This window comes from Streptomyces sp. NPDC058291 (assembly GCF_042880855.1).
Taxonomy (GTDB): Bacteria; Actinomycetota; Actinomycetes; order Streptomycetales; family Streptomycetaceae; genus Streptomyces.
Map to the genome: position 1 here is coordinate 17,064 of NZ_JBHVYK010000013.1, position 20,929 is coordinate 37,992.

Annotated in this window: 17 protein-coding genes; 8 read left to right on the plus strand and 9 right to left on the minus strand. The window is 73.4% G+C overall.

All coding sequences use genetic code 11. The features are described from left to right. Positions 1–183 precede the first annotated feature (183 nt). Genes ACFVYK_RS09185 through ACFVYK_RS09200 form a run of 4 tightly spaced genes read right to left on the minus strand, consistent with a single transcriptional unit; the run spans position 184 to position 5,951 of the window. Positions 184–1,344: an acyl-CoA dehydrogenase family protein gene (locus ACFVYK_RS09185; RefSeq protein WP_389770524.1), complete on the minus strand. Its 1,161-nt coding sequence runs from the start codon at positions 1,342–1,344 to the stop codon at positions 184–186. 6 nt (positions 1,345–1,350) lie between these two features. Beyond that, positions 1,351–2,286 (minus strand): hydroxymethylglutaryl-CoA lyase, encoded by a 936-nt coding sequence (locus tag ACFVYK_RS09190; protein WP_389770749.1) that lies wholly within the window; start codon positions 2,284–2,286, stop codon positions 1,351–1,353. An 11-nt stretch (positions 2,287–2,297) separates the two neighbouring features. Continuing rightward, positions 2,298–4,322: an acetyl/propionyl/methylcrotonyl-CoA carboxylase subunit alpha gene (locus ACFVYK_RS09195; protein WP_389770527.1), complete on the minus strand. Its 2,025-nt coding sequence runs from the start codon at positions 4,320–4,322 to the stop codon at positions 2,298–2,300. Positions 4,323–4,334: 12 nt separating this feature from the next. After that, positions 4,335–5,951 carry a carboxyl transferase domain-containing protein gene (locus ACFVYK_RS09200; protein ID WP_389770529.1) on the minus strand — a complete coding sequence of 539 codons (1,617 nt, stop codon included), beginning with the start codon at positions 5,949–5,951 and terminating at the stop codon, positions 4,335–4,337. 97 nt (positions 5,952–6,048) lie between these two features. Between ACFVYK_RS09200 and ACFVYK_RS09205 the strand changes: the two genes are divergently transcribed. The 3 genes from ACFVYK_RS09205 (at position 6,049) to ACFVYK_RS09215 (ending at position 8,890) form a co-directional block, all read left to right on the plus strand. Next, positions 6,049–6,648, plus strand: coding sequence for a TetR/AcrR family transcriptional regulator (locus tag ACFVYK_RS09205; RefSeq protein WP_389770531.1), 600 nt, complete (start codon positions 6,049–6,051; stop codon positions 6,646–6,648). A 166-nt stretch (positions 6,649–6,814) separates the two neighbouring features. Then, complete coding sequence (locus ACFVYK_RS09210) at positions 6,815–7,972, plus strand: acyl-CoA dehydrogenase family protein (RefSeq protein ID WP_389770534.1); 1,158 nt, start codon at positions 6,815–6,817, stop codon at positions 7,970–7,972. A 36-nt stretch (positions 7,973–8,008) separates the two neighbouring features. Continuing rightward, the gene (locus tag ACFVYK_RS09215; protein ID WP_389770536.1) at positions 8,009–8,890 is read left to right on the plus strand and encodes an acyl-CoA thioesterase; all 882 of its coding nucleotides are present in this window, start codon (positions 8,009–8,011) and stop codon (positions 8,888–8,890) included. Between the two features lie 47 nt (positions 8,891–8,937). Here the strand turns inward: ACFVYK_RS09215 and ACFVYK_RS09220 are convergent, their stop codons facing one another. Together ACFVYK_RS09220 and ACFVYK_RS09225 are read right to left on the minus strand one after the other, a co-directional pair. Beyond that, complete coding sequence (locus ACFVYK_RS09220; RefSeq protein ID WP_389770539.1) at positions 8,938–9,738, minus strand: phosphatase; 801 nt, start codon at positions 9,736–9,738, stop codon at positions 8,938–8,940. Positions 9,739–9,804: 66 nt separating this feature from the next. After that, entirely contained in the window at positions 9,805–11,409 is a 1,605-nt protein-coding gene (locus ACFVYK_RS09225) for a helix-turn-helix domain-containing protein (protein WP_389770542.1), read from the minus strand. 103 nt (positions 11,410–11,512) lie between these two features. On the opposite strand from ACFVYK_RS09225, the gene speB reads away from it, so the two are divergent. Beyond that, entirely contained in the window at positions 11,513–12,493 is a 981-nt protein-coding gene (speB, locus tag ACFVYK_RS09230; RefSeq protein WP_389770545.1) for an agmatinase, read from the plus strand. Then, positions 12,490–14,175: a thiamine pyrophosphate-binding protein gene (locus ACFVYK_RS09235; protein WP_389770548.1), complete on the plus strand. Its 1,686-nt coding sequence runs from the start codon at positions 12,490–12,492 to the stop codon at positions 14,173–14,175. The genes speB and ACFVYK_RS09235 overlap by 4 nt, the downstream gene beginning before the upstream one ends. 34 nt (positions 14,176–14,209) lie before the next feature. On the opposite strand, the gene ACFVYK_RS09240 is transcribed toward ACFVYK_RS09235, so the two are convergent. Then, complete coding sequence (locus tag ACFVYK_RS09240) at positions 14,210–14,422, minus strand: hypothetical protein (protein WP_389770551.1); 213 nt, start codon at positions 14,420–14,422, stop codon at positions 14,210–14,212. A gap of 103 nt (positions 14,423–14,525) precedes the next feature. Between ACFVYK_RS09240 and ACFVYK_RS09245 the strand changes: the two genes are divergently transcribed. Next, a complete protein-coding gene (locus tag ACFVYK_RS09245) occupies positions 14,526–15,275 on the plus strand; it encodes a DinB family protein (RefSeq protein ID WP_389770553.1) in 750 nt (249 codons plus the stop codon). Positions 15,276–15,425: 150 nt separating this feature from the next. Here ACFVYK_RS09245 and ACFVYK_RS09250 read toward each other — a convergent pair whose 3' ends face one another. Together ACFVYK_RS09250 and ACFVYK_RS09255 are read right to left on the minus strand one after the other, a co-directional pair. Continuing rightward, complete coding sequence (locus tag ACFVYK_RS09250) at positions 15,426–16,232, minus strand: endonuclease I family protein (RefSeq protein ID WP_389770556.1); 807 nt, start codon at positions 16,230–16,232, stop codon at positions 15,426–15,428. A gap of 197 nt (positions 16,233–16,429) precedes the next feature. After that, positions 16,430–18,700 carry a glycosyltransferase family 39 protein gene (locus ACFVYK_RS09255; protein ID WP_389770558.1) on the minus strand — a complete coding sequence of 757 codons (2,271 nt, stop codon included), beginning with the start codon at positions 18,698–18,700 and terminating at the stop codon, positions 16,430–16,432. 170 nt (positions 18,701–18,870) lie between these two features. Here ACFVYK_RS09255 and ACFVYK_RS09260 point away from each other — a divergent pair, with 170 nt between their 5' ends. Continuing rightward, entirely contained in the window at positions 18,871–19,728 is an 858-nt protein-coding gene (locus tag ACFVYK_RS09260; RefSeq protein ID WP_389770561.1) for a serine hydrolase, read from the plus strand. A gap of 125 nt (positions 19,729–19,853) precedes the next feature. After that, positions 19,854–20,909, plus strand: a complete 1,056-nt coding sequence (locus ACFVYK_RS09265) for an esterase-like activity of phytase family protein (protein WP_389770564.1) — start codon at positions 19,854–19,856, stop codon at positions 20,907–20,909. The last annotated feature ends 20 nt before the right edge of the window (positions 20,910–20,929 follow it).

Here is a 20,929-nt window from a genome sequence, read left to right on the forward strand (position 1 = left end):
CGGCTGTGGTTAATAACACCCTGGCGGCGGCCCACGCGTCCGGGGGGCGGGGGCCCACCGGCGCCGGCGCCCTCTGGGGGGCCCCGGCCGCCCCCGGGCGGCCGATGGGGGCGCAGGAGTGCCGGGGCGCTGGGTGCCGGGGCGCCGGGGCGCAGGGGTGCCGGGGCGTGGGACGGCGTCCGGTCAGGCGGGGAGTCCCAACTCCCGGGCGATCAGCATGCGCTGCACCTCGCTCGTGCCCTCGCCGATCTCCAGGATCTTGGAGTCGCGCCACATGCGCGCGACCGGGTACTCGTTCATGAAGCCGTAGCCGCCGTGCACCTGGGTGGCGTCACGGGCGTTGTCGACGGCGACCGTGGACGAGTACAGCTTCGCCATCGCCGCCTCCTTCTTGAACGGCTCACCGGCCACCAGCCGCGAGGCCGCGTCCCGCCAGGCCAGACGAGCCGTGTGGGCCTTCATCTCCATGTCGGCGATCTTGAACTGGACGGCCTGGTTGGCGCCGATCGGACGGCCGAACGCATGCCGCTCCTTGGCGTACTTCACCGACTCGTCCACACAGCCCTGCGCGAGCCCGGTGGCCAGCGCGGCGATGGCGATCCGCCCCTCGTCGAGGATCCGCAGGAACTGCGCGTACCCGCGGCCCTCCTCGCCCAGCAGGTTGGCCGCCGGGACGCGCACGTCGGAGAAGGACAGCTCACGCGTGTCGGAGGCGTTCCAGCCGACCTTCGAGTAAGGCGCCGCGACCGTGAAGCCCGGGGTGCCGGACGGGACGATGATCGCCGAGATCAGCGGCCTGCCGTCCGGCTTGCGGCCCGTCACCGCCGTGACCGTGACCAACCCGGTGATGTCCGTGCCGGAGTTGGTGATGAAGCACTTGGAGCCGTTGATGACCCATTCGTCCGTGTCCGGGTCGAGACGGGCCGTCGTGCGCGTCGCTCCCGCGTCCGAACCGCCGTCCGGCTCGGTCAGCCCGAAGGCGCCCAGGATCTCGCCGGAGCACAGCCGCGGCAGCCACTGGCGCTTCTGCTCCGGCGTGCCGAAGAGATGGATCGGCATGGCGCCCAGCGAGACGCCCGCCTCCAGGGTGATGGCCACGGAGGAGTCGACGCGCGCCAGTTCCTCCAGCGCGATGCCCAGGGCGAGGTAGTCGCCGCCCATGCCGCCGTGCTCCTCGGGGAACGGCAGCCCGAACAGGCCCATGCGGCCCATCTCGCGGACGATCTCGTAGGGGAACTCGTGCCGCTCGTAGAAGTCGCCGATCTTGGGCGCGACCACGTCGTGCGCGAACTCCTCGACCGTGCGGCGGAGTTCTTCCAGTTCGGGGGAGAGACGGTGGTCCATGTCGGGTCACTGCTCCTTGTGGGGCTGTGTCGTGGTGCCGAGTGCTCGGACGGTGCGGGACGGGCTGGGTCGGCCCAGGTGGGCGGCCATCCACTCGCTGGTGGCGACGAGACGGCCGAGGTCCACCCCGGTGTCGATGCCGAGACCCCGCAGCATCCACACGAGGTCTTCGGTGGCGAGGTTGCCGGTGGCGGACTTGGCGTACGGGCAGCCGCCGAGACCGCCCGCCGAGGCGTCGACGGTGGTGACGCCGTGCTGGAGCGCGGCGAGGGTGTTGGCGAGCGCCTGACCGTAGGTGTCGTGGAAGTGCACCCCCAACACGTCGGTGGGTACGCCCTGTTCGTTCAGCGCGGTCAGCAGGGCCGCCACATGGCCCGGGGTGGCCACCCCGATCGTGTCGCCCAGGCTCAGCTCGTGACAGCCGAGGTCGAGCAGGGCACGGCAGACCCGGACGACCTGCTCGACCGGGACCGCGCCCTCCCAGGGGTCGCCGAAGCACATGGAGAGATAGCCGCGCACGTGCACGTCCCGGGCCCTGGCCCGGGCCACCACCGGCTCGAACATGGCCAGCGCCTCGTCCACCGTGCGGTTGAGGTTGGCCTTGGCGAAGGACTCGGTGGCGCTGGCGAAGACGGCGACCCGGCGGGCCCCCAGGGCGAGCGCCCGGTCCAGTCCCCGTTCGTTCGGCACGAGCACCGGCAGCGCCACGTCCAGATCGCTCACCAGCGGGAACAGCTGCTCCGCGTCCGCCAGTTGGGGGACCCACCTCGGGTGCACGAAGCTGGTGGCCTCGATGGTGGTCAGGCCCGCGCCGGCGAGGCGCCGCACGAACTCCGCCTTGACGTCCGTCGGCACGGTCGTCTTCTCGTTCTGCAGGCCGTCGCGTGCGCCGACCTCGTGGATGCGCACCCGGGCGGGCAGGCCCGGGGCGGGTACGGCCATGGGGAGCGTCGTCACTTCTCCTCCTTCGCCGGTTCGGCCACCGGGGCGACGACGGCCAGCACCTGGTCCATGGCGACCGTCGAGCCCGGTGTCACGTCGAGTTCGGCGACGGTGCCGGCGTGCGGCGCGGAGATGACGTGCTCCATCTTCATCGCCTCCACGACCAGCAGACTCTGACCCGCGACCACCTCGTCGCCGACGGCGACCTTGACCACCGTGACCGTGCCGGGCATGGGCGCGGTGAGCGAGTCGGCGCCCGCGTGGGCCCCGCGGGTGAGGGAGGCGGCCACCGGGTCGTGGTCGCGCAGGTGCCAGGCGTCGCCGTCGCGGCCCAGCCAGGAGCCGTCCGGCAGCGCGGCGAAGGCGTGCGTGACGCCGTCGAGCCGGCAGACGAAGCGGGGGTCGTCCGGCCGCGGGGGCAGGATCCCGGAGCTGCGCCGGGGGGTCTCCTCCCCGTCGAGCAGCACCTCCCGGCCGCCGTCCGCCGTGCTGCGCACCCGCACCGTCACCGGGTCGTGCCCGGGCGCCTGCAGGTGGTGCGCCGTCCAGGCGGGCTCGCCGCCCAGCCGCCAGCCGTCCGCGGCCGAGAAGGGGTCCGCCCACTGCGCGCCGGGCGCGGGAGCGAGCGCGGCCTGACGCAGCAGCGCCGCCGCCGCGTAGACCTCCGGCGGGACGTCGGCCGTGACCAGCGAGGCGGCCTCCCGCTCCACCAGCCCGGTGTCCAGTTCGCCCGCCACGACCGCCGGGTGGGCCAGCAGCCGCCGCAGGAACCCGGCGTTGGTCTGCACGCCCAGCGTGACCGTGCCGGCCAGGGCCGCCCGGAGCTTCCTGAGGGCGCTCTCGCGGTCCGGGCCGTAGGCGATCACCTTGGACAGCATCGGGTCGTACAGGCTGCCGACCTCGGCGCCCTCGCTGAGCCCGGAGTCCGTGCGCACGCCGTCGCCCTGCGGCTCGCGCAGCCGGAGCACCGTGCCGCCGGACGGCAGGAACCCGCGCGCGGGGTCCTCGGCGCAGACGCGCGCCTCGACCGCGTGCCCGGTCAGCCGCACGTCCTCCTGGCCGAAGGGCAGCGGCTCGCCGGCCGCCACCCGCAGCTGCCACTCCACCAGGTCCAGGCCGGTGACCAGCTCGGTGACCGGATGCTCCACCTGCAGGCGGGTGTTCATCTCCATGAAGTAGTACGAGGACGGATCGCCGCCCGGCACGATGAACTCCACCGTGCCCGCGCCGCGGTAGCCGCAGGAGCGCGCCGCCTGCACGGCCGCCTCGCCCATCGACGCGCGCGTGGCCTCGTCGAGCAGGACGCTGGGCGCCTCCTCGACGATCTTCTGGTGCCGGCGCTGCAGCGAGCACTCGCGTTCGCCGAGGTGGATCACGTTGCCGTGGCCGTCGGCGAGGACCTGGATCTCGATGTGCCGGGGCCGGTCGACCCACCGCTCGACGAGGAGCGTGTCGTCGCCGAAGGAGGCGCGGGCCTCCCGGCGGGCGGCGGCGATCTCCTCGGCCAGCAGGGGGGCGTCGCGCACCAGCCGCATGCCCTTGCCGCCGCCGCCCGCGCTCGGCTTCAGCAGCACCGGCACGCCGATCTCGTGCGCGGCGGCGATGAGCTGCTCGTCCGTCAGGCCGCTGCCGCTCGATCCGGGCACCACCGGGACCCCGGCCTCCCGCACCGTCGCCTTGGCCCGGATCTTGTCGCCCATCAGGGCGATGGCCTCGGCGGGCGGCCCGATGAAGACCAGACCCGCGTCGGCGCACGCGCGGGCGAACCCGGCGTTCTCGGCCAGGAAGCCGTACCCCGGGTGGACCGCCTGGGCGCCCGTCCGCGCGGCCGCTTCCAGCAGCCGCTCGACCGACAGATAGCTGTCGGCGGCGGGCGGCGGGCCGATCCGGACCGCCGTGTCCGCCTCCCGGACGTGCCGGGCGTCCGCGTCGGCGTCGGAGAAGACCGCCACCGAGCGCACGCCCATGGCGCGCAGGGTGCGGATGACGCGGACGGCGATCTCGCCCCGGTTGGCCACGAGCACTGTGTCAAACATGAAGTCCCCTCCTCACATCCGGAAGACGCCGAACCGGGGCTCGCCCAGCGGCGCGTTGGCGCAGGCCGTCAGGGCCAGGCCCAGCACCTGCCGGGTCTCCTGCGGTTCGATGACCCCGTCGTCCCAGAGCCGGGCGGTCGCGTAGTAGGCGTTGCCCTGGCGTTCGTACTGCGCGCGGATCGGGTCCTTGAAGGCCTCTTCGTCCTCGGCCGGCCACTCCTGACCGCCCGCCTCCAGCTGGTCGCGCTTGACGGTCGCGAGGACGGAGGCGGCCTGCTCGCCGCCCATGACGGAGATCTTGGCGTTGGGCCACATCCACAGGAAGCGGGGCGAGTAGGCCCGGCCGCACATGGAGTAGTTGCCCGCGCCGTACGACCCGCCGACGACGACCGTCAGCTTCGGCACGCGCGTGCACGCCACGGCCGTCACCATCTTGGCGCCGTGCTTGGCGATTCCGCCGGCCTCGTAGTCCTTGCCGACCATGAACCCGGAGATGTTCTGCAGGAACACCAGCGGGATCCCGCGCTGGTCGCACAGCTCGATGAAGTGGGCGCCCTTCTGGGCGGACTCGGAGAACAGGATGCCGTTGTTGGCGACGATCCCCACCGGGTGGCCGTGGATCCGGGCGAAGCCGGTGACCAGGGTCTGCCCGAACTCGGACTTGAACTCCGCGAACCGGGAGCCGTCGACCACGCGCGCGATGACCTCGCGCACGTCGTAGGGGGTGCGGGAGTCCACCGGGACGGCGCCGGTCAGCCCGTGGGGGTCGACCTTGGGCTCCACGGAGGGCCGCACCTGCCAGGGCAGGGGCCCGCGCGCGGGGAGCGTCGCGACGATGTTGCGCACGATCCGCAGCGCGTGTGCGTCGTCCTGCGCGAGATGGTCGGTCACGCCCGACACACGCGCGTGCACCTCGCCGCCGCCGAGCTCCTCCGCGGTGACGACCTCGCCGGTGGCGGCCTTCACCAGCGGGGGACCGCCGAGGAAGATCGTGCCCTGACCGCGGACGATGACCGCCTCGTCGCTCATGGCGGGCACGTACGCCCCGCCGGCCGTGCACGATCCGAGCACGGCCGCGATCTGCGGGATCCCGGCCCCGGACATCCGGGCCTGGTTGTAGAAGATCCGCCCGAAGTGCTCGCGGTCCGGGAACACCTCGTCCTGCATGGGCAGGAAGGCCCCGCCCGAGTCCACCAGATACAGACAGGGCAGGCGGTTCTCCAGCGCCACCTCCTGCGCCCGCAGGTGCTTCTTCACCGTCATCGGGTAGTACGTGCCGCCCTTGACGGTGGCGTCGTTGGCCACGACCACGCACTCGCGCCCGGCGACCCGCCCGATGCCGGCGATGACCCCGGCGGCCGGGGCCTGTCCGTCGTACATCCCGTCGGCGGCCAGGGGGGCGAGCTCCAGGAACGGCGAGCCCGGATCCAGCAGGGCGTCGACCCGGTCTCGGGGCAGCAGCTTGCCGCGCGCGGTGTGCCGGGCCCGCGCCTTCTCGCCGCCGCCCAGCCGGGCCGCGGCGAGCTTGCCGCGCAGCTCCTCGGCGAGCGCGCGGTGGGCCTCCTCGTTGGCCCGCCAGGCCTCCGACGCGGGATCGGCCGCGCTCGTCAGCTCCGGTGCCTCTTCCATCCTCGCGGTCCCCTCACGCCGGTGAACGACTGTTAATGAGCGTTAACCATTTCCGTCAGGTTAACGACCGCTAACCTCCCTGTCTAGAATTGCCCTCATGGCCACGAGAACCGACGCCCCCACCCGGCGCGAGCAGATCCTCAGAGAGGCCGCGCGCCTGTTCGCCGAGCGCGGGTTCCACGGCGTCGGGGTCGACGAGATAGGGGCCGCGGTGGGCATCAGCGGCCCGGGACTCTACCGCCACTTCCCCGGCAAGGACGCGATGCTCGCCGAACTGCTGGTGGGCATCAGCGGCCGGCTGCTGACCGGTGCGAAACGGCGCCTGGAGGAGGCCGACGGGGTGCCCTCCGAGGCGGTGCTGGACTCGCTGGTCGAGGGGCACATCGACTTCGCCCTCGACGACCGTCCCCTGATCACCCTGCACGACCGCGAGCTGGACCGCCTGCGCGACAGCGACCGCAAGCTGGTGCGCCAGCTCCAGCGGCAGTACGTCGAGCTGTGGGTGGAGGTCCTGCGCGCCGTGCACCCGGGCCTCGCCGAGCCCGCGGCCCGCTCCGCGGTCCACTCCGTCTTCGGTCTGCTGAACTCCACCCCGCACCTCGGCCGGCCGGGTTCCCTCCCCGGTCGCGCGGCCACGGCGGCCCTCCTGCACCGCATGGCCCGCGGCGCGTTCGGGGCGGCGGCCGCGGGGGAGTGACGAGCGTTACGGCCGACTCTCTGGACGCCTCTCCCTACCCGCCGGTACGGTTGCCCTGAGCAAGCGCTTAGCCATCGGGAACCGCAACCACTCAGTGAGGAACCCCCACGGCGAGCGACCACACCCGCGAGAGCGGCGCCGGCTTAGGCGCAGAGAGGGGCCGGCGGTGCGCCGTACGGTGTTCAACGAGGACCACGAGGCGTTCCGGGAGACTCTCCGGGCCTTCATCGAGGCCGAGGTCGTCCCGGTCTACGACGAATGGTTCGCGGCCGGCCAGGCGCCGCGCGACTTCTACTACAAGCTCGCCGAGCTGGGCGTCTTCGGCATCCGCGTCGACGAGGAGTACGGCGGCGCCGGCATCGACTCCTACAAGTTCGAGGCCGTCCTGTACGAGGAGACCGCCCGCGCGGGCGTCACCTTCGGCGGCTCCGGCGTCCACGTGCTGCTCGGCCTGCCCTACATCAAGATGCTGGCCGACGACGAGCAGAAGAAGCGCTTCCTGCCCAAGTTCGTCTCCGGCGAGGAGATGTGGGCGATCGCGATGACCGAACCGGGCACCGGCTCCGACCTCGCGGGCATGAAGACCACCGCCAAGCTGAGCGAGGACGGCACGCACTACGTCCTCAACGGCTCCAAGACGTTCATCACCGGCGGCGTCCACGCCGACCGCATGATCGTCTGCGCGCGCACCGCCCCGCCAACCGCGGACGACCGCCGCCACGGCATCTCCCTCTTCGTGGTGGACACCAAGGCCGAGGGCTACTCGGTCGGCCGCAAGCTGGACAAGCTCGGCCTGAAGACCTCCGACACCGCCGAGCTGGCGTTCGTCGACGTCAAGGTGCCCGTCGAGGACCTCCTCGGCGAGGAGAACAAGGGCTTCTACTACCTCGGCCACAACCTGGCCTCCGAGCGCTGGGGCATCGCCTACGGCGCCTACGCGCAGGCCAAGGCCGCCGTCCGGTTCGCCAAGCAGTACGTGCAGGAGCGCACCGTCTTCGGCAAGCCGGTCGCGCACTTCCAGAACACCAAGTTCGAGCTGGCCGCCTGCCAGGCCGAGGTCGACGCGGCCGAGGCCGTCGCCGACCGCGCCACGGAGGCCCTGGACGCCGGCGAGCTGACCCCGGCCGAGGCCGCCAGCGCCAAGCTGTTCTGCACCGAGGTCGCCCACCGCGTGATCGACCGCTGCCTCCAGCTGCACGGCGGCTACGGCTTCATGAACGAGTACCCGATCGCCCGCCTGTACGCGGACAACCGCGTCAACCGCATCTACGGCGGCACGAGCGAGATCATGAAGACGATCATCGCCAAGGACATGGGTCTGTAAGGTCCCGGCAATCACCGCCCGGTACGACCAGACGCCATGAGCCAGGCACTCCACGATCTCCTCGATCTGCTCGACCTGGAGCAGATCGAGGAGAACATCTTCCGCGGCCGGTCCCGGTCCGCCGTCGTCCCGCGCGTGTTCGGCGGGCAGGTGGCGGCCCAGGCGCTGGTCGCCGCCGGGCGCACGGTCCCCGAGGACCGGCACGCCCACTCCCTGCACGCCTACTTCCTGCGCATGGGCGACCCGGGCGCGCCCATCGTCTACACCGTCGAGCGCATCCGCGACGGCCGCTCCTTCACCACCCGGCGCGCGGTCGCCGTCCAGCACGGCCGGCCGATCTTCACGCTGTCCGCGTCCTTCCAGACGTACGAGGAGGGCCTGGACCACCAGACGCCCATGCCGCCCTCGCCGGACCCGGCCACGCTGCCCACCTCCGAGGAGCGGCTGCGCGGCTACGACCACCTCGACCCCGTGGTCGTCGAGAAGTTCCTGGAGACCCGCGAGGCGATCGACCTGCGCTACGTCGACGAGCCCCCGTACGGGAAGTTCGGCGAGCCCCGCGAGCCGCGCTCCCAGGTCTGGTTCCGCACCAACGGCAAGCTCGGCGGCGCCGTCGACGAACCGCTGCTGCACGTCGTCCTGGCCACCTACGTCTCCGACATGACCCTGCTCGACTCGGTCCTGCTCGCGCACGGCCGGGGCGGCTGGGCCATGGGGGACGTGGTGGGGGCGTCCCTGGACCACGCGATGTGGTTCCACCGCCCCTTCCGCGCCGACGAGTGGCTCCTGTACGACCAGGAGTCGCCGTCCGCGCACGGCGGCCGCGGCCTCGGCCAGGCCCGCATCTACACGCAGGACGGCCGGCTCGCGGTGTCGGTGATCCAGGAAGGCGTGGTCCGCGTCCCGCGGGAGGACTGACCCGCCTTCCGCAGGCCCGGCCCGCTACCGGTCCCCATACCGGCCCCCTACCGGTCCGCCTCCTGCAGGCCCGCCTCCGCCAGCAGGTAGGCGACCATCGGGTCGTAATGGCGCGGGCTGACGACGTGGTCGTCCAGGGGGACCGCCACCTGGACGACGCCCTCCGCCTCCCCGATGAACAGCGCCGGGTCGTTGCAGTCGGCGTAGCCGACGGAGTCGACGCCGTGCCGGCCGGCGTAGCCCGCCCAGCCGTGGTCGGCGACGACCAGGTCCGGCAGCGGTCGCCCCGCGCGCTCCAGCGCCGTCAGGACGGCCTTCATCGGCTCCCCCGAGTGGGTGTGCCACAGCGTGGCCCCGTGCTCCAGCACCGCCACGTCGGCGACCTGCCAGACGTACCCCTCGTCGGTCTGCAGCCCCGGCGGGATGACGACGATCTCGCAGCCCGCCGCGCGCAGGGCGGCGGCCGTGGCGCGGTGCACGTCGAGAAGACCGCCCGGGTGGCCGGTGGCGAAGAGGACCCGCTGCCGCCCGTCGGCGGCCTTGCGCAGCCGCGCCGCCATCCGGTCCAGACCGCCGACCGTCAGCTGCGGGTCGATGGTGTCCTGGCCGTAGCGGTACTCGGGATCGTCGTTCACGCCGACCCGCTCCGCCATCACCGCGAGCACGTCCTGCTCGTCGCTCCAGCGGTCGCCGAGTTCCAGGCCGAGCCAGAAGTTGCGGACGCCGTTCGCGAGTTGACGGTAGTGGGACAGGTTGTTCTCGCGGGGCGTGGCGACGTCCCCGGCGATACGGGTCCTGACGAGGTGGTCGACGAGTTCGGCGCGGCTGGGCGTCCCGGGTATCGGCATGGTCTCCATTGTGAGGCAGCGGGCTGTGCGCGTCCTCGCCGTCCCGGCCGCTGGGACACGCGTCACTCACAGGTGTTTCAGGGCGAACCACAGCTCCATCCGCACGTCCGCGTCGTCCAGGTCGGCGTCCAGCAGGGCCGAGCAGCGGGCGATGCGCTGCCGCACGGTATTGCGGTGCACCGACAGGGCCACCGCGGTGCGGTCCCAGCTGCCGTGCAGCGACAGCCAGGCGCGCAGCGTCTCGACCAACGGGGCGGTCCCGGCGTTCGCGGGGCTCCCGGGGCTCCCCGGGCCCGCGGCGATCGGGGCGATCGGGGCGAGGAGCGCGCGGGCGTGGGCCCGTGCCTCGTCGCCGGGCACCAGGTCCGCCAGGCCGGCGCCGGCGCCGTGGCGCGCCAGCGCCGTACGGGTGGCCCGGGCCCGGGCCAGCGCTCGGGCCGCCTGCGCGTCGGCCTGCGGCCAGCCCGCCGGGTCCGTCTCCGCGCTGACGCCCAGGGTCCAGCCCGGCTGCGGCCGCGGCTCACGGTCGGCCGGCACGAGAACCCGTACGGCGTCCGCCCCGAGGTCGACCAGCGGCGAGCCGAGCGCGGCGCCGAGCGCGGAGGCCGCCACCGCGGCGGGCTGCTGCCCGTGCGGGCGTGCGTGCACGACGAGCCACCGCCCGCCGCCCAGCAGCGGCGCGACCTCCTCGGGGGCGCCGCCCAGCAGCAGCCGCACCAGCGCGGAGGAGCGGGCGGCTCCCGAGCCGCTCCGGTGCTCGCCGGTGAGCAGCGAGAGCAGCACGGCGGCGACGGAGGCGACGGTGTGGTCGCCGGGCTCGCGCCGGGCCGTCGCGACGCCGAGGACGAACCCCTGGCGCGCCCCGAGGGCGTAGACGGCGAGATGCACGCCGGAGGCGGTGGTCTCGGCCGCGGTGGTGGCGACGGGGGCGGGAGCGGAGTCGGGGGAGAGGGGCGGGGCGGGGGACGCGGCGGGGGCCGGGGCGGGGGAGGCCGAGCGGTCGGCGGAAGCGGAGCCGGCGAGGACGCGGGCGAGCCGGGCCAGCGCCGGGTCCGCCGCGGTCGCCGTCCCCGCCGCCGCGATCTCCGTGCCTTCCGGTCCGTACAGCACCGCCCGCCCGCCGAGTCGCCGGGCCAGCCGGCGCAGCACCGACGGCACCGGATCCGGGCGGGAGGCGGCGGCCGCGAGGCTCTGCTGGGCCTCCGTCACCCGGCGCAGCTCGCCCGTGCGGGCGCGCTCCATGAGCTGCCAGACCGCGCGGGCGACGGCGGAGAACGTCGTCCGCGCGGGCACCTCGATCAGCGGCAGTCCGTGCGCCTCGCAGGCCGCGACCAGTGCGCGCGGCACGGCGTCGTGCACGGGCGCGACCCCGAAGCCCAGAGCCGCGCCGCCCGCCGCCACGATCCGCGCGACGTAGTCGTCGAAGCGGGCGTCCGGGAGACCGCCCGCCGGGACGTGCGCCCCGGCCGTCAGCAGCAGCTCGCCGCCCAGCAGATACGGATACGGGTCGGCCATCTCCGAGGCGTGGGCGCCGTGCAGCACCGTGCCGGCGTCGGCGGGCCCGGCGATCTGCCGCAGCGCGAGGTCCTCGCGGGCCAGCAGCGCGCCGAGCGGGACCGGCGGGGTGAGGGGAACGGCCGACTGCTCGGACACGGTGTGCGTTTCCTCCATCTGGTGGGTGCCGGATGGAGGAAACGTACACTGCCCCGACGGGGCCCGGCCGCCTATCGTGGACACACCCCCGCTGAAAGCCCCGTACAGAAGGCGATGGACCATGAGCAGCAGTGAGACGCCCCGCGGACCCGTCGACTCCTCCCGCATCCCGCGGTACGCCGGCCCCGCGACCTTCGCCCGGCTGCCCCGCCTCGACGAGGTCGGCCGCGCCGACGTCGCCGTGGTGGGCGTGCCGTTCGACTCCGGCGTCTCCTACCGGCCGGGCGCCCGCTTCGGCGGCAACGCGATCCGCGAGGCGTCCCGGCTGCTGCGGCCGTACAACCCCGCGCAGGACGCCTCGCCCTTCGCGCTCGCGCAGGTCGCGGACGCGGGCGACATCGCCGCCAACCCCTTCAACATCAACGAGGCCGTCGACACGATCGAGGCGGCCGCGGACGACCTGATCGGCACCGGCGCGCGCCTGATGACCCTGGGCGGCGACCACACCATCGCGCTGCCCCTGCTGCGCTCGGTCGCGAAGAAGCACGGCCCGGTGGCCCTGCTCCACTTCGACGCCCACCTCGACACCTGGGACACCTACTTCGGCGCCGAGTACACGCACGGCACCCCGTTCCGCCGGGCGGTGGAGGAAGGCATCCTCGACACCGAGGCCCTCTCCCACGTGGGCATCCGCGGCCCGCTCTACGGCAAGCAGGACCTGACCGACGACGAGAAGATGGGCTTCGGCATCGTCACCTCGGCGGACGTCTACCGCCGGGGCGCCGACGAGGTCGCCGACCAGCTGCGGCAGCGCATCGGCGACCGTCCCCTCTACATCTCCATCGACATCGACTGCCTCGACCCGGCGCACGCCCCCGGCACCGGCACCCCCGAGGCCGGCGGCATGACCTCCCGCGAGCTGCTGGAGATCCTGCGCGGCCTGGCCTCGTGCAACCTGGTCTCCGCGGACGTCGTCGAGGTGGCCCCCGCGTACGATCACGCGGAGATCACGTCGGTGGCCGCGTCCCACACGGCGTACGAACTGACCACGATCATGTCCCGCCAGATCGCCCAGGCGCGCGAGGAGACCGAGCGCAAGTGACCCACGACCACGACCTGGTGCTCCGCCCGACGGCCGCGCAGACGCAGGCCGCGCTGAACCCTCCGCCCGGCCGCACGGGCGCGGACCTGGTCGTGGAAACCCTGGCCGCCCTCGGCGCGACGACGGTCTTCGGCCTGCCCGGCCAGCACGCGCTCGGCCTGTTCGACTCCCTGCGCCGCTCGGACCTGCGCTGCGTCGGCCTGCGGATGGAGAACAACGCGGGCTTCGCGGCGGACGCGTACGGCAGGATCACCGGCGAGGCGGCCCCACTGCTGCTGTCCACGGGACCGGGCGCGCTGACGTCCCTGGCGGCGCTGCAGGAGGCCGCGGCCGCCTCCGCCCCGGTGCTGGCGATCAGCAGCCAGGTCCCCACCGCGGGCCTCGGCGGCGGCCGCCACGGCTATCTGCACGAACTCCCCGACCAGGCCGCCTCGTTCCGGGGCGTGGTGAAGTCGGTCCACACGGTCCGCGCCCAGTCCCAGATCCCGTCGGCGATCGAGGCGGCCTGGAAGTCGGCGCTGTCGGCGCCGCACGGCCCCGTGTGGGTGGAGATCCCGCAGGACGTGCTGCTGGCCGGGACGGCGATCCCGGTGGTGACCGGCGGCGACGCGTTCCCCGAGGAGCTGCCGCCGCGCCCCGAACTGACCGCCCTGGCCGCGCACCTGCTGTCCACCGCCGAGCGCCCGGCGATCATCGCGGGCGGGGGAGTCGTCCGGGCGGACGCCTCGGGCAAGCTGCGCCAGGTCGCGGAAGCGCTGAAGGCGCCGGTGGTCACCACCCCCGGCGGCAAGGGCGCGTTCCCCTGGAACCACCCCCTGTCCCTGCGCTCCTGGCTGGAGGACCGGCACACGACGGACTTCCTGGAGGACGCCGACGTGCTCCTGGTCGTCGGCTCGGGACTCGGCGAACTCTCCTCCAACTACCACACGTTCAGGCCCCGGGGCCGGATCGTCCAGATCGAGGCGGACCTCGGCAAGCTGGAGTCCAACCACCCGGCGCTGGGCATCCACGCGGACGCGCGTCTCGCGCTGCAGGCGCTGCTGGAGACGGTGTCCGAACGCGAGGACCCGACGGCTCCCGAGCGCGTCCGCACCCTCCTGGCGAAGGTCGCCGACCGCCTCGCCGCCCAGGAACTCACCCTGGAGCAGGACGTGCTGGCGTCGGTGCGCAGGGCGCTGCCGGCCGGTTCCCCGTCCTTCTGGGACATGACGATCCTCGCCTACTGGGCCTGGTCCGCCTTCGACGCCGGGGGCCCCAACCTGATGCACTCCGCCCAGGGCGCGGGCGGCCTCGGCTACGGCTTCCCGGCGGCGCTGGGCGCGGCGGTCGCGGAACCGGGCCGTCCGGTCCTCGCGGTGTCCGGCGACGGCGGCGCCCTGTACTCGATCGCCGAGCTGGCCACCGCCCGCCAGCACGATCTGGACGTCACCTGGCTGATCGTCGACGACGGCGGTTACGGCATCCTGCGCGAGTACATGACGGACGCCTTCGGCGAGGCGACGGGCACCGAGCTGACCCGGCCCGACTTCGTGGCCCTGGCGGAGTCCTTCGGGGTGCCGGGCGTGCGGACGTCTCCGCAGGACCTGGAGGCGGACCTCGCGGCGGCGCTGGGCTCCCCGGGCCCCGCGGTGGTCGTGCTCCCGGCGGTCCTGCGCATGTTCGCGCCGACGCACCTCGGCTGAGGACCGGACGCGGGACCCGGCCGAGGAAGGTGGCTCAGCCGAGGAGGTGGCTGATGCCGCCGTGGCCGTCCGAGCCGTTCCAGAGCACGGCCGCGAGCCAGAACGGATACCAGGCGACCTTCTCCGGCAGGAAGCGCGCTCCGAGGAACCAGCCGAGGGTGAGCACGGCCGGCAACAGGCAGCAGGACCAGCCGCGCAGGCCGGGCGGAGCGGCCGGTGCGGCCGGGGACTCGGCGTTCTCTGACATTCCGTCAACCTAGGCGGGGGCGGTGACCGGCGCATGAGTACGCGTACCCATGCGTGCGGGCCGGGCACGGTCGCCGTCCGGTGATCGTTGGTACGGTCCCGGCATGTCCGACGCCCACCGCTCGTCCGTTCCCGAACACGACGCCGTCCCGGAACAGGACGCCGTTCCCGAGCGCGACGCCGCTCACCACCCCCGTTCCGGCGTGCGGCCGGTCCCCGGGCCCGTCACCGCCGACGACGTGCGTCACGCCGTCCGGCTGGCCGTCGCCGTGCTGCGGGGCGCGCAGGGCGCCGACTGGGAGGCCAGGGCCGGTTCCCTGGAATGGAGTTGTTGGGAGACCGTCGAGCATCTCGCCGACGACCTGTTCGCCTACGCCGCCCAACTGGGCCCAAAACGGCCGCCGTCGGACACGGAGGTCCCCTTCGTCTGGAGCCCGAGGCGCCCCGGCGGGCCGGCGAACGTCGTCTTCGCGGACCGCGCGGCCGGCGTCACCGGCCTGGTGCAGGTGCTGGAGGCCTGCGGGGCGCTGCTGACCGCCATGGTGCGCACGACACCGCCCACCGTCCGCTCGCACCACGTGTTCGGCGCCTCCGACCCCGAGGGATTCGCCGCGATGGGCGTCGTCGAGACGCTGGTGCACCTGCACGACGTCGCCGAGGGGCTCGGCCTCGTCTGGGAGCCGGACGCCGGGCTGTGCGGCCGGGTGCTGGCCCGCCTCTTCCCGGACGCCCCCGACGACACCGGCCGGTGGCCCACGCTGCTGTGGGCCACCGGCCGGGGTGAGCTCCCGGGGCACGAGCGCCGCACGGCATGGCGCTGGTACGGCGCTCCGCGGGGCGAGGGCCGGGGCTAGCAGGCGCCCGGGCCCACGCCGTCGATCCGCCCGCCGAAGTCGCCCTGGTGGCGCGCCCGCCAGTCGCCGTTCTGCCGCCACCGGGCTCCTCCCGCCGGACCGTTCCGGCCGGACGCCGGACCGTTCCGGCCGGAGTTCCGTGCGCCGGACCTACCAGATCGCCTCGACCCACTCCGGGTGGTCGATGAACGGGTTGCGGTTGTGCTGGTAGGTGTCGTAGATCGTCTGGTTGCGCTTCTCCTCGAACGCGCTCGGCGGGTCCTGCTCGCTCCACGCCTTGAGGACGGAGAGCTTGCCGATGTACGGGTTGCTGCCGTTGTTGACCTTCTCGTTGGGCTCCAGGTCGGCGAAGCCGTCGCCGCCGTCGTAGCGGACCGCCATGTAGAGGATCATGCGGGCCACGTCGCCCTTGTCGGCGTCGCGCGGCTCGAAGGAGTCGGAGTCGACCTTGCTGCCGCCGCCGTTGGTGGCGGCGCTGCCGCCGTTGTCGAAGTCGAGGTTGCCGCGGACGCTGTTGAGCGTCACGTCGGCGGGACGCAGGTGGTGCAGGTCGGTGCCGGGCCCGGTCACCTCGCCGAAGTCGCCGTGGGACTTGGCCCACACGTGCTCGCGGTTCCAGTCGCCGACGTCGCCGCCGTTCAGGGACTTGCTGCGTGAGACGCCGCTGTACAGCAGGATCACGTTGTTGCTGTTGTTCGGGTCCTGGTCGGTGACCTTGAGCGCGTTCCAGACGGCCGAGTACGAGATCTTCGAGACGTTGGCGCTGATGATCGTGTGCAGGGACGACTTCAGGCTCGAACCCGTCTTGCCGACCGCGTTCTTGTAGTACGTCGAGTCGTACGCCGTCGTGGTCGCCGCGGCGGGGGTCGCGGTGAGCGCGGGGGCGGTGAGGCCGACCAGGACGGCTGAGGTGGCAAGCGCCACCGACTTCCATCGGCCTATGCGTGTCGCCAGCATGTGGGGTGTCCGATCTACGCGGGTTGATTGAAGGCGGCAATCGGGAGAGTGACATGCACATGCGGTCGTGGCAATGAATCTGACATGTCGAATGGATGACGAGAAGCGGCAAACCGCCCCCAGTCCCCGCGAGTCGGCAGGCGCGAAACGGCCCCCGACACGAGGTCGGGGGCCGTCGGCGCGACGGGCTCGGCCGGTCAGCTCACGTCGGAGGGGTCCAGCCGGTAGACAGTCGACTGACCGCTCTGCGCGGCGGACGAGGCGTCCGTGCCGGAGGACGACGCCGAAGTCGCGCCGTACGCGCTCTCCTTCACCGCCGTGCCGTTCTTCTGCACCCAGGCGGCGATCTCGGTGAGCAGGCTGTTGTTCCCGCCGCCGGGCCCGCCGCCCCCGCCGAGCTGGATGTAGTGCAGCTCGCCCTTCTTCACCAGGTCCTTGAGCCTGGCGAGGGTCATCGCGTTGTCGGAGCCGGTGAAGCCGAACATCGAGATGACGGGCTTGCCGGTGCTCAGGATCATCTGGCCGGCGCTCTGCGAGTTGGACACCGCGATCAGCCAGGTGGCGCCGTCCTGGTGCTTCTCCAGGTACGAGACGAGCGCGCTGTCGGCGCCGCCCATGCCGCCGCCTGCGCCCATGCCCGCGCCCATACCGCCGGGCGGGCCGTCCGCCGCGCCGCCGGGCGTCGCGCCGTTCGCGCCGCCCTGAGCGCCGCCGGGGAACTCGTCGTTCGCGCCGCCCTGTTGGCCGTCCTGCTGGCCGCCCTGACCCTCCTGGCCGCCCTGACCGGTCGGAGCGCCGCTCGTGCCGCCGTCCTGCGGGAGTGCGCCGTCGCCGCCGCCCGGAGCGCCGCCGTTGGGGAACTCCCCGGTGGCGCTGCCCTGTCGGCCGCCCTGTGTCCGGCCGCCGGGTCCGCCGCCGCCGCCGGGACCGCCCATGCCGCCGCCGGTGGACGGACCCGCGGTGGGGTTGGTGCCGCCCATCATGCCGCCGGCCGAACCGAAGGCCGGCGAGGCGGCGAACGCCGTCGGACCGGCGAGGGCCGCCACGATCGCCGCGGCGACGCACGCGCCGAGCAGCCGGACCCGGACGCCCGAGGTCGCGGACCGCAGGACGAACAGGCCCACCAGCGCCAGGACCATGACGACGCCGACCGCCGGCCACAGCCAGGCGTTCCAGCCGGTGGCCCGGCGCAGCAGCACGATTCCCCAGACGCCGGTGACCGCGAGCCCCGCGGGCAGCACCCACGACCAGCGGGCGTCGCCGCCGCGGAAGGCGCGCCACAGCATCACGCCGCCGCCCCCGCACAGCGCCGCGATGCCCGGGGCGAGGGCGGTCGTGTAGTACGGGTGCATGGTGCCCTCGGCCAGGGCGAAGGTCAGGTAGTGCAGCACCAGCCAGCCGCCCCACAGCAGGAGCGCGGCCCGGGCCATGTCGCTGCGCGGTGCGCGGCCGCACAGCACCAGGCCGGCGACCAGCGCGACGCCCGCGAAGGGGATCAGCCAGGAGATCTGGCCGCCGAGGACGTCGTTGAACATCCGGCCGATGCCCGCCGTCCCGGCGAAGGTGCCGCCTCCGCCCCCGCCGCCCCCGCCGTTGCCCTCGCCGCCGAGGACCCGGCCGAGTCCGTTGTAGCCCATGATCAGGTCCCAGGCGCCGCCGTCGGTCGAACCGCCGATGTACGGGCGGTCGTCGGCGGGCACCAGGGACACGGCCGTGGCCCACCAGAAGCTGGAGACGGCCAGCGCTACGGCGGCCAGCGCCAGGTTCACGGCCTTCTTCCGCCAGTCGAGCCTCGACGCGTACAGGTACACGGCGAAGACGGCCGGCAGGGCGATGTAGCCCTGGAGCATCTTGGTGTTGAAGGCCAGCCCGAAGCAGACCGCGGAGCCGAGGAGCGGCAGCAGCCGGTCGTCGCGCGTGGCGCGCAGCCCGAGTGCGGCGCCGCCCACCATCAGCAGCACCAGGATGGTGTCGGGGTTGTTGTCACGGTTGATCGCGACGGTGATGGGCGTCAACGCGAGCACCAGGGCCGCGAGCGCGGCCGCCGCATGGCCGAACGCCCGCTTCACACAGGCGTGCAGGATCCAGATCGTGCCCAGCGCGGCCGCGATCTCCGGCAGCATCATCTGCCAGGTGCCGAAGCCGAGGACACGGCAGGACAGGCCCATGATCATGAGCGCGAACGGCGGCTTGTCGACGGTGATGAAGTTCCCGGCGTCGAGCGAGCCGAAGAACCACGCCTCCCAGCTCTTCGTGCCGCTGTACACGGCGGCGCTGTAGAAGCTGTTGAGGCTGCCGTCCGACAGGTTCCAGCCGTAGAGCACGGCCGCGAGGACCAGGATCGCGAGCAGCGCGGGCAGGGACCAGCGGGGCGCCCGGTCCGGCGGGGGCGCCCCGGCCGCCGGCGCCGGCGGCGCCCAGTCGGGGGAGACGGTCGGGTGGGGGAGGGGATCGGTGGCAGATGTCACCCTGCGCATGCTGCACGGCGGTTGTGGGTGACCGCTGTGCCCGAGCTGGCCGTCGGCTGTGAGGCGCACAGGCCGCGGCGGCGCCGCGGATTCTCCTCCGGGCTCGGCCTTCGAAGATTCGTGCGGCGGATTCGTACAACCTTTCCTACGAACTCGTGTGTCAACTGGGCATGACTCAGGGGAGATCCAGCACATCACTACGCGCACGCCTGCTCACCGCGGGACTCGGCGCCGGCCTGCTCGTCACCGGGGTGGCCGCCGCGCCGGCCTCGGCCGCCACCGCGACCGTCAGCTGCACCTCGGCCAAGGCCGCTCTCGCGACCAAGCTGAAGAAGGACATCACCGCCGCGGTCGCCGGCCGCCGGGGCACGATCGCCGTCGGCCTCTACGACCGCACCGCCAACACCGCCTGTTCGCTGCGGGGTTCCACCGCGTTCGACTCGGCCAGCGTCGTCAAGGTGACCGTGCTGTCCACGCTGCTGTGGGACGCGCAGAAGACCGGCCGGGCGCTGACCAGCCGGGAGAAGTCCCTCGCCACCGCGATGATCACCAAGTCGGACAACGCCTCCACCTCCACTCTGTGGAAGCAGCTCGGCCTGACCAGGATCAGGGGCTTCCTGGCGGCGGCGAAGATGACGCAGACCAAGCCCGGCGCGGACAACTACTGGGGCCTGACCCAGATCACCGCCGGCGACCAGGTGAAGCTGCTGAAGCTGCTCACCGCCAAGAACGCGGTGCTCACCGACGCCTCGCGCGCCTACGTCAACACGCTGATGGGCCAGGTCATACCGTCGCAGCGCTGGGGCACCCCCTACGGTCGGTCGTCCGGCGTCACCTGGCGCGTCAAGAACGGCTGGCTGTCGCGGGCCACGCAGGCCTGGCGGGTGCACAGCATCGGCACCTTCAAGGGCAGCGGCCACGACTACGTCATCGCCGTCCTGACCCAGGGCAACGCCACGATGGACTACGGCATCGCGACCATCCAGGGCGTCGCCAAGGTCATCCACCGGGACCTCGCCGCGTCCTGAGCCGTGTTCTAGCCGCGTCCGGGCCGCGTCCCGGGTGAGTTTTCACGCTCGTCCGGGCCGCGTCCCGGGCGGGCTTTCACGCGCTGTCCCACCGGGCGTCACCGACCCGTTCTACGGTGACGCCCATGCGCCTGCGAACCGTACTCGCCGCCTTCGCCGCCGGCCTGGCGGCGGCCGCCACGCCGACCGCCGCCGGGCCCGCCGCCGCCCACCCGGCCACGGAGAACGCCTGCTCCCCGTCCGTCTCCGTCGACCGCTTCTCCGACGCCCTCGACAAGACGACCTTCGACGGCGTCTTCGTCGGCAATCTCTCCGCCCTCGCCCGGGACCCCGACGGGTCCCTGGCCGCCCTCTCCGACCGCTCCTCGCTCTTCCGCCTGGACGCGAGGACCCTCGCCCCGGAAAAGGTCGTCCCGCTCGCCGACGAGAGCGGCGCGCCCCTCGACAGCGAGGGTCTCGTCGTGGACCGGGACGGCACCCGGCTGGTGACCTCCGAGACCGAGCCGTCCGTGCGCCGCTACGGCCGTGACGGCGAGATCCTCGACCGCCTCCCGGTCCCGTCCGCCCTCCTGGTCGCCCCGGCCGGCCGGGCGACCGCCAACCAGACCTTCGAAGGCCTGACGCTCCTGCCGGGCGGCCGTACCCTCCTCGCGTCCATGGAGTACGCGATCGCCGGCGACGCCCCGGGCGTCGTCCGCTTCCAGACCTGGACGCGGACCCGGGGCGACCGCTTCCGGCTCGCCGCCCAGTACGCCTACCGCACGGACGCGGGCCTCGGCGTCCCCGAGGTGCAGGCGCTGTCCGACGGGCGGCTGCTCGTCCTGGAGCGCGGCTTCACCGCGGGCGTCGGCAACACGGTGCGCCTCTACCTGGCCGACCCGCGCCGTGCGACCGACACCGCCGGCATCGAACACCTGACGGGTCAGGAGGGCGTGCGCCCGGTCCGCAAGACGCTCCTGACGGACCTCGTGACCTGCCCGTCCCTGGGAGCGACGGCCGGGCAGCCGCAGCCCAACCCGCTGCTGGACAACATCGAGGGCATGGCGGTCACGGGCCGCGGCCGGGGCGGCCTGCGGGTGCTCCTGGTCAGCGACGACAACCAGAACGCGGCGCAGACCACCCGGTTCCTCCTCCTGCGCGTCCGGGTCCGGCCGGACCCCGCGATTGTTGCGGAGGGATGAAATCCGCTTGCCCCGGTGTT

Coding starts and splice junctions, on each gene's coding strand:
- speB (WP_389770545.1), top strand. CDS start 11,513: ATGAGCAGCAGTGAGACGCCCCGCGGACCCGTCGACTCCTCCCGCATC.
- ACFVYK_RS09185 (WP_389770524.1), bottom strand. CDS start 1,344: ATGGACCACCGTCTCTCCCCCGAACTGGAAGAACTCCGCCGCACGGTC.
- ACFVYK_RS09250 (WP_389770556.1), bottom strand. CDS start 16,232: ATGCTGGCGACACGCATAGGCCGATGGAAGTCGGTGGCGCTTGCCACC.
- ACFVYK_RS09215 (WP_389770536.1), top strand. CDS start 8,009: ATGAGCCAGGCACTCCACGATCTCCTCGATCTGCTCGACCTGGAGCAG.
- ACFVYK_RS09240 (WP_389770551.1), bottom strand. CDS start 14,422: ATGTCAGAGAACGCCGAGTCCCCGGCCGCACCGGCCGCTCCGCCCGGC.
- ACFVYK_RS09220 (WP_389770539.1), bottom strand. CDS start 9,738: ATGCCGATACCCGGGACGCCCAGCCGCGCCGAACTCGTCGACCACCTC.
- ACFVYK_RS09260 (WP_389770561.1), top strand. CDS start 18,871: ATGACTCAGGGGAGATCCAGCACATCACTACGCGCACGCCTGCTCACC.
- ACFVYK_RS09225 (WP_389770542.1), bottom strand. CDS start 11,409: ATGGAGGAAACGCACACCGTGTCCGAGCAGTCGGCCGTTCCCCTCACC.
- ACFVYK_RS09200 (WP_389770529.1), bottom strand. CDS start 5,951: ATGGAAGAGGCACCGGAGCTGACGAGCGCGGCCGATCCCGCGTCGGAG.
- ACFVYK_RS09190 (WP_389770749.1), bottom strand. CDS start 2,286: ATGGCCGTACCCGCCCCGGGCCTGCCCGCCCGGGTGCGCATCCACGAG.
- ACFVYK_RS09265 (WP_389770564.1), top strand. CDS start 19,854: ATGCGCCTGCGAACCGTACTCGCCGCCTTCGCCGCCGGCCTGGCGGCG.
- ACFVYK_RS09245 (WP_389770553.1), top strand. CDS start 14,526: ATGTCCGACGCCCACCGCTCGTCCGTTCCCGAACACGACGCCGTCCCG.
- ACFVYK_RS09195 (WP_389770527.1), bottom strand. CDS start 4,322: ATGTTTGACACAGTGCTCGTGGCCAACCGGGGCGAGATCGCCGTCCGC.
- ACFVYK_RS09205 (WP_389770531.1), top strand. CDS start 6,049: ATGGCCACGAGAACCGACGCCCCCACCCGGCGCGAGCAGATCCTCAGA.